General features: G+C 54.4%; 8 protein-coding genes. 6 read left to right on the top strand and 2 right to left on the bottom strand.

The genetic code is table 11. The annotated features are described in order from the left end of the window. Nucleotides 1-95: 95 nt before the first annotated feature. The 4 genes from ACEW8P_RS07410 to ACEW8P_RS07395 all read left to right on the top strand — a co-directional run bounded on the left by ACEW8P_RS07410 (nucleotide 96) and on the right by ACEW8P_RS07395 (nucleotide 3210). A complete protein-coding gene (locus ACEW8P_RS07410; protein WP_373512456.1) occupies nucleotides 96-989 on the top strand; it encodes a helix-turn-helix domain-containing protein in 894 nt (297 codons plus the stop codon). A gap of 107 nt (nucleotides 990-1096) precedes the next feature. Then, the gene (locus ACEW8P_RS07405) at nucleotides 1097-1489 is read left to right on the top strand and encodes an ester cyclase (protein ID WP_373512455.1); all 393 of its coding nucleotides are present in this window, start codon (nucleotides 1097-1099) and stop codon (nucleotides 1487-1489) included. Between the two features lie 243 nt (nucleotides 1490-1732). After that, entirely contained in the window at nucleotides 1733-2224 is a 492-nt protein-coding gene (locus ACEW8P_RS07400) for a hypothetical protein (protein ID WP_373512454.1), read from the top strand. A gap of 131 nt (nucleotides 2225-2355) precedes the next feature. Continuing rightward, nucleotides 2356-3210, top strand: coding sequence for a DUF4440 domain-containing protein (locus ACEW8P_RS07395; RefSeq protein ID WP_373512453.1), 855 nt, complete (start codon nucleotides 2356-2358; stop codon nucleotides 3208-3210). A gap of 139 nt (nucleotides 3211-3349) precedes the next feature. On the opposite strand, the gene ACEW8P_RS07390 is transcribed toward ACEW8P_RS07395, so the two are convergent. Beyond that, nucleotides 3350-3760, bottom strand: coding sequence for a putative toxin-antitoxin system toxin component, PIN family (locus ACEW8P_RS07390; protein ID WP_373512452.1), 411 nt, complete (start codon nucleotides 3758-3760; stop codon nucleotides 3350-3352). Continuing rightward, on the bottom strand, nucleotides 3757-3975 hold the full coding sequence (locus ACEW8P_RS07385; RefSeq protein WP_373512451.1) for a hypothetical protein: 219 nt from the start codon (nucleotides 3973-3975) through the stop codon (nucleotides 3757-3759). Before ACEW8P_RS07385 ends, ACEW8P_RS07390 begins: the two co-directional genes overlap by 4 nt. 65 nt (nucleotides 3976-4040) lie before the next feature. Here ACEW8P_RS07385 and ACEW8P_RS07380 point away from each other — a divergent pair, with 65 nt between their 5' ends. Then, nucleotides 4041-4352, top strand: a complete 312-nt coding sequence (locus tag ACEW8P_RS07380; protein WP_373512450.1) for an EthD family reductase — start codon at nucleotides 4041-4043, stop codon at nucleotides 4350-4352. 24 nt (nucleotides 4353-4376) lie between these two features. Continuing rightward, nucleotides 4377-5261, top strand: coding sequence for an SDR family oxidoreductase (locus tag ACEW8P_RS07375; RefSeq protein WP_373512449.1), 885 nt, complete (start codon nucleotides 4377-4379; stop codon nucleotides 5259-5261). Nucleotides 5262-5377 lie beyond the last annotated feature (116 nt).

Raw genomic sequence — 5377 nt, 5'->3', positions numbered from 1 at the left:
GTGCAATTCCGGGGCTTCGAGTCACCTTCCATCAGCCGCGCCGACGTGGCCCGCTTTATGCTTGACCAACTCGACCACCCTACTTTCCTGCGCCAATGTCCCATCCTGTACTGAACCCGTCGCCGACGGCGCTCGATGTCGGCGAACTTCTAGAAAATCTGGCCCATGCCTTTGCGCCCATTGCCCAATCGCGGGGGATCAGTCCCGAACTGTCGGGCGTGGCTGCCCCGGTGCTGGTCACTACTTCGCTGGAAGAGGTGCTGCCTCCCTTCACCACCCTTTGGCTCAAACTGCTTTACCTGCTGACGCCCGGTTCGCGCTTCGAGGTGGCGGCGTTGGTACTGACGGAAGCCGAGGTGGCGCGGTTGCGGCTGCAAATCACGACCAACCCGATGTGCCTCAATCCCAATCTGTTGCTGTCGAACACGGCCAAAATCCTGCAACTCGACCGAAATGCCGGGGATAGCTGCGTCATTTACGTGGATTTGCTGCTCGATGAACCGCCGGTGCCGACCCATACTTCCCTGGCTCCATCGTGGACTTTGCCGGAGGCACTTCAATCGGAAAACCTGCCCACCGCCACCCGGCAGCGTATCGAGCGGTTCATGCGCGACGGCCTGACCATCGACAAAGTACGGGCGTCGGTTCATGTCAAAGATGCCGCGTTTCTGGCAACGGTGGGCCAGTTCATCGACGACAATCTGGATCAGGCCGATTTGGATTCGCTGAAACTGGAACGCGAACTGGGGTTGAGCCGAACGCAACTCTTTCGGAGGCTCAAGAAGCTGACGGGCTTCGCGACGGCCAACTACATTCGGCACGTCCGGCTGTGCAAAGCCCGCGACCTGCTCGAGACCACCACGCTGACCGTGGGCGAGGTGGCCGGGCGCGTCGGCTTTCCCGAATTGAGTTATTTTAGTCATTGTTTCATGGAAACCTTCGCCCAAACGCCCTCGGACTGGCGAAAAAGGGCGCGAATGAAACAATAGCACAAATGCAGGGCTACTATGCAACAATAGCACAAATCTTTGCGCGTTGAACGCTAACCAACCCCGTATCAGCCCCTTATCTTTGTATCAGTCAATTGCACAATCTCATGGAAAAGACCGAGCGTAATAAAAAACTGATTATGGAGTATGCCCTCGCGATGACCCAAAGTCCCAAGACCGAAGCCACCATCCGCCAGTTCTCCGACCTGCCTTCGCACATCAACGGCATCCTGATGTACGAGGCAGCTTTTCCGGGCTACACCATCTTCATCGAGGAAATGACCGCCGAGGGTGACGACGTGATTGTCCACGGAGTTTTCCGGGGAGTGCATAAGGGCGAAATTTTCGGCCTGCCGCCCACGCACCGCACCGTTGAATACCCGATGCTGGTCAAGTACCGTGTCATCGACGGCAAAATCGTGGATGCCTGGCCCATGAGCGACCAGATGCTGCTCTTCGAGCAACTGGGCATCCTCAACCGCCCCGGCCCGGCGGGCTGATCTCGACTGGCTTTTTTGGTACGTATATAAGTCCCGTTCAGGCGGGGATAGGATTCTTTTTGCCCAAATTTTTTGCTCTCGTGGGATGTGAGACCCAATACCACCACATATGGCGGGTACAGCGGGCAGCCTAAACCCGGAACTTTGGGGTGTCGGTTGGGCAAGTAGCTTGATCGAGCCTACCGATTCATCCACACCATTTTTCTTGAACCCAACGAGTATTCACAAAACCAATCAAACCTCATGAAACACCCAACCAAAATCTCCGCCCTAATGCTGGTCGGCCTCCTGGCCCTGACTACGGCCTGCACAAAAGACCACGTCACGCCGGAATTTGAAATGGAAAATGCCCCCTACACGGCGCAGTACAGTTTCAAAACCAAGAGTCAGGATATAACCAAAAACGCCGCCGGGCAGAACATCATCAAAGTAGTCATTGAAGGCACCGGAACTTCCTCCTTCGCGGGCAACGTCACGTTCACGGATGCGTTCGACTTCATCCTGGCCACCGGGGCCGCCGACCACAAGGTGACGTTCACAACCACCAACGGCGATACGTTCTCCACCACCATGACCACGCAGGTAGGCCCGAGCAGCATCACGGGCACCACCACTTTCACGGGCGGCACGGGCCGTTTTGCCAAAATAAAAGGCAGCAGCCCCAACGTCGGCCCGCCTGTGGGCCCGACGGGCGAAGGTACCTGGAAGGAGGAAGATGGTAAAGTGACGTTCTGAGAATCAGATTATTGGATTATTCTATTGCCTGTTTGAAGTCATATATCCAAGGCTGTGAATGTCGCATTTTTACAATTTTCTCATTTGAGTTCCACGTAGGTTCACCTTTCAATTCTAAACAAAAAAACACGATGAAAACCAAACTCCTTATCCTCGCCCTGCTGCTGATGAGCCCAGCCACTTTCGCCCAAGACACCTCGACCGCCGAAGTCGAAAAGGCTCTCAGCCAGTTTCTGACCGAGTACAATAAGTCGCCCTACGATTTTTTCAAGAAGCGCAGTACCGATGACTTCCGGTACACAGACCGACAAGGGGCATTTGTATTAAAACCCGCCCTGCTGAAAAGCAGCGAAGGCAGACCCGGCCTTGAAAGCTCAGCCTCCGACCTGAAAATATTTCGTTCGGGCGATCTGGCCGTGATGAGCGGTATTCATTCTTTTGGCGGAGATGGAACTGGGCGGACGGCCTTTACCTATACGCTTAAAAAGGAGGGAAAAGCGCCGACTTCCGAGTGGAAGTTTGCCGCTTCGCAGCACACACCCATTCTGGCGCAACCTACCTCAACCACACCGCCGGACGGACTGAAGGCCGACGAAGCTGCCATCAAAGCAGTGCTGGAAGGCCATAGCCAGGCAGTTATGGATAAAGACGCCGAAAAAGCCGTCAGCTACTTTGCCAATTCACCCAATGTGGCCATTTCGTTTCAACAACCGGGCAGCGGCTATATCCGAGGTTATCAAACGGTCACCGATACGTACAGAAGTCACATCAACGCCGATAGTTTCAAAAAAAGTGAAGAAAAGCTAACGACAGCCGATTATCGCTTCCGCATTGTGGGCAACACGGCCTTCGTGACCTACATTGAAACGGATACCGCTCCCGACGGTACGGCAAAGCGTACCCATAAAGCCAATTATCTGGAAAAAGAAAACGGCCAGTGGAAGATGCTAGGCAATTTCTGGATGCCGGAAGTACCAGCAAAATGAATTTTGGCTTTTCTCATTTTCAACTACTCAAACCAACCTAAGCCCTATGATTCCGGCAAAAACTTTGGGCGATATAACACGGCAAGAGCCAATGTGCATCACACTAAGATCGACTAAAAGTGGAACTTGGGTACCAAGCTTACTGCGGGAACAAGGCCAGGAATTGAGAAAGCGTTACAATCCGCGTTTTCTCAAATTGACCCAGAGCCAACAGATCCAACTTATGGCCTGTCAGCAGGTAATCGGCTTGGCTATCGCGGCACAAGGCCAGCAAGTAATCGTCTTTGGGATCGGGACTTGCCCGAACAATAGAGGTAGTTTCGGCTATTGTAGCGCGTTCAAACAGCAGGTTCATGAACTGTTCGATTTGTAAAGGCGAAACGTAGCGGCTGAATTTGGGAAGGTGAATCACTTCGTTCAACTCGTTCAGCAGGGCCGTGTCCAGTAAAATGGATAGCGCAGGATTCAATAAAACCTCATTGAGTCGCCGACGGGAGTTTTCATTGATGATCGCGCTGACGTATAGGTTAGTATCGATGACAATCCTCATTGCCGGGACACGCCGGATTGCCGGACTTCCTTGATTTCGTCAAGAATGTCCTGTTCCGTAATCTGTGGCACATCGGGCAGGGAGTCCGACAAGGCTTGCCAACGCTCGGCCCAGGTTGGTTGTTGGGGCAGAACGGCAATCAGATCCATATCAGCCAGGTTGGCGATCAGTTCCCGCACCTTCGGATTTTTGATTTCAATCGTGAGCGTTTCCATACAATAAGGTATTTATCAAAACTACTAAAATTTCCTAATTCTTCACCTAAAAACTCCCAAACCCTATGATTTCCCTAACCGTCCTGTATCCCAAAACCGCCGATAGCCAGTTCGATGCGGACTATTACTTCGACCGCCACCTACCCCTCGTGCGGGAGCGCCTCACTTCCCTCGGCTTAACGGGTATTGATGCCGAACAAGGCCTGGCCGGGGCCGCACCCGACAGTCCGCCGATGTATGCCGCCATTGCCCGCCTGCATTTTGGCAGCGTGGAAGAGCTGCAAAATGCCCTGGCCGTACACGGTCCCGAACTCATCGGCGACATCCCCAACTTCACGGATGCGCAACCGCTCATGCAAGTCAGTCAAATCAACTAATTCATCCTTAACTATATACCCAAAATGTCAACGATTCTCATTACCGGATGCAGCACGGGCATTGGCTTTGCCACCGCCGAACGCATGGCCCGCAGCGGCCACAGCGTGTACGCCACTATGCGTACCCCACAAAAATCCCCCGAACTGGCGCAACTCGCCGAACGCGACAACCTGCCGATCACGATTCTGACGATGGACGTGGATTCCGACGAGTCGGTAAAAACTGCCGTGGCCGAGGTACTGGCTCAGGCCGGACAGATCGACGTGCTGGTCAACAATGCGGGCATTGCGCCGATCGGCGCGGTGGAAGAAACGGCTTTCGGAACCTTTCAGGCTGTCATGCAGACCAACTACTTCGGGACGCTGCGCTGCATACAGGCGGTGTTGCCGGGGATGCGGCAGCAACGGAGTGGGTGCATCGTCAATGTTTCGTCGGTGGCTGGGAAGATTTACAGCGCCTGTTTTGGTGCCTACTGCGCCACCAAAGCGGCCATCGAGGCCCTGAGCGAGAGCCTGGCCGGCGAAGTAAGGCAGTACGGAATCCGGGTGGCGCTGGTGCAGCCGGGCGTCATCGACACGCCTCTCATCGAGAAAGGCGATGCCGTGCCGCCACAGACTGCTTACTACCAGCACGCCCGATTGAAAGCCTACCTAGCGGCGTCGGCTTCGTTCCACGTTCCCGCGTCAGAAGTGGCCGAAACGATCCTGGCGGTAGCTACGGGCGAGAAAGCCGACTTCCGTAATCCGGTAGGGGCCGACGCCCTGCCGCTATTGGGCTGGCGGGCTTCGCTCTCCGATGAAGAATGGATTGGGACGAGCAATCTGGACGAAGAAACCTGGATTGTGGGAATGGCCCAAATGGGGATGGATGTGCGGCCACATCTGGAGGCGTTCAACGCCGTTGTTTGATTTTCCACAAAATTCTAAACCATTTTTTCATGAAAACAAAACTCTTTACCGTCGCCCTGCTGCTGGGCAGCGTAGTGGCTTTTACTCAGAATGCCGTTGCGCAACAAGGAGCTTCT

The sequence above is a fragment of the Persicitalea sp. genome (assembly GCF_041751555.1).
In the GTDB taxonomy this organism is placed as follows: Bacteria; Bacteroidota; Bacteroidia; order Cytophagales; family Spirosomataceae; genus Persicitalea.
Note: the sequence above shows the minus strand (reverse complement) of the source record. Positions and strands in the feature narration are given on the sequence as shown.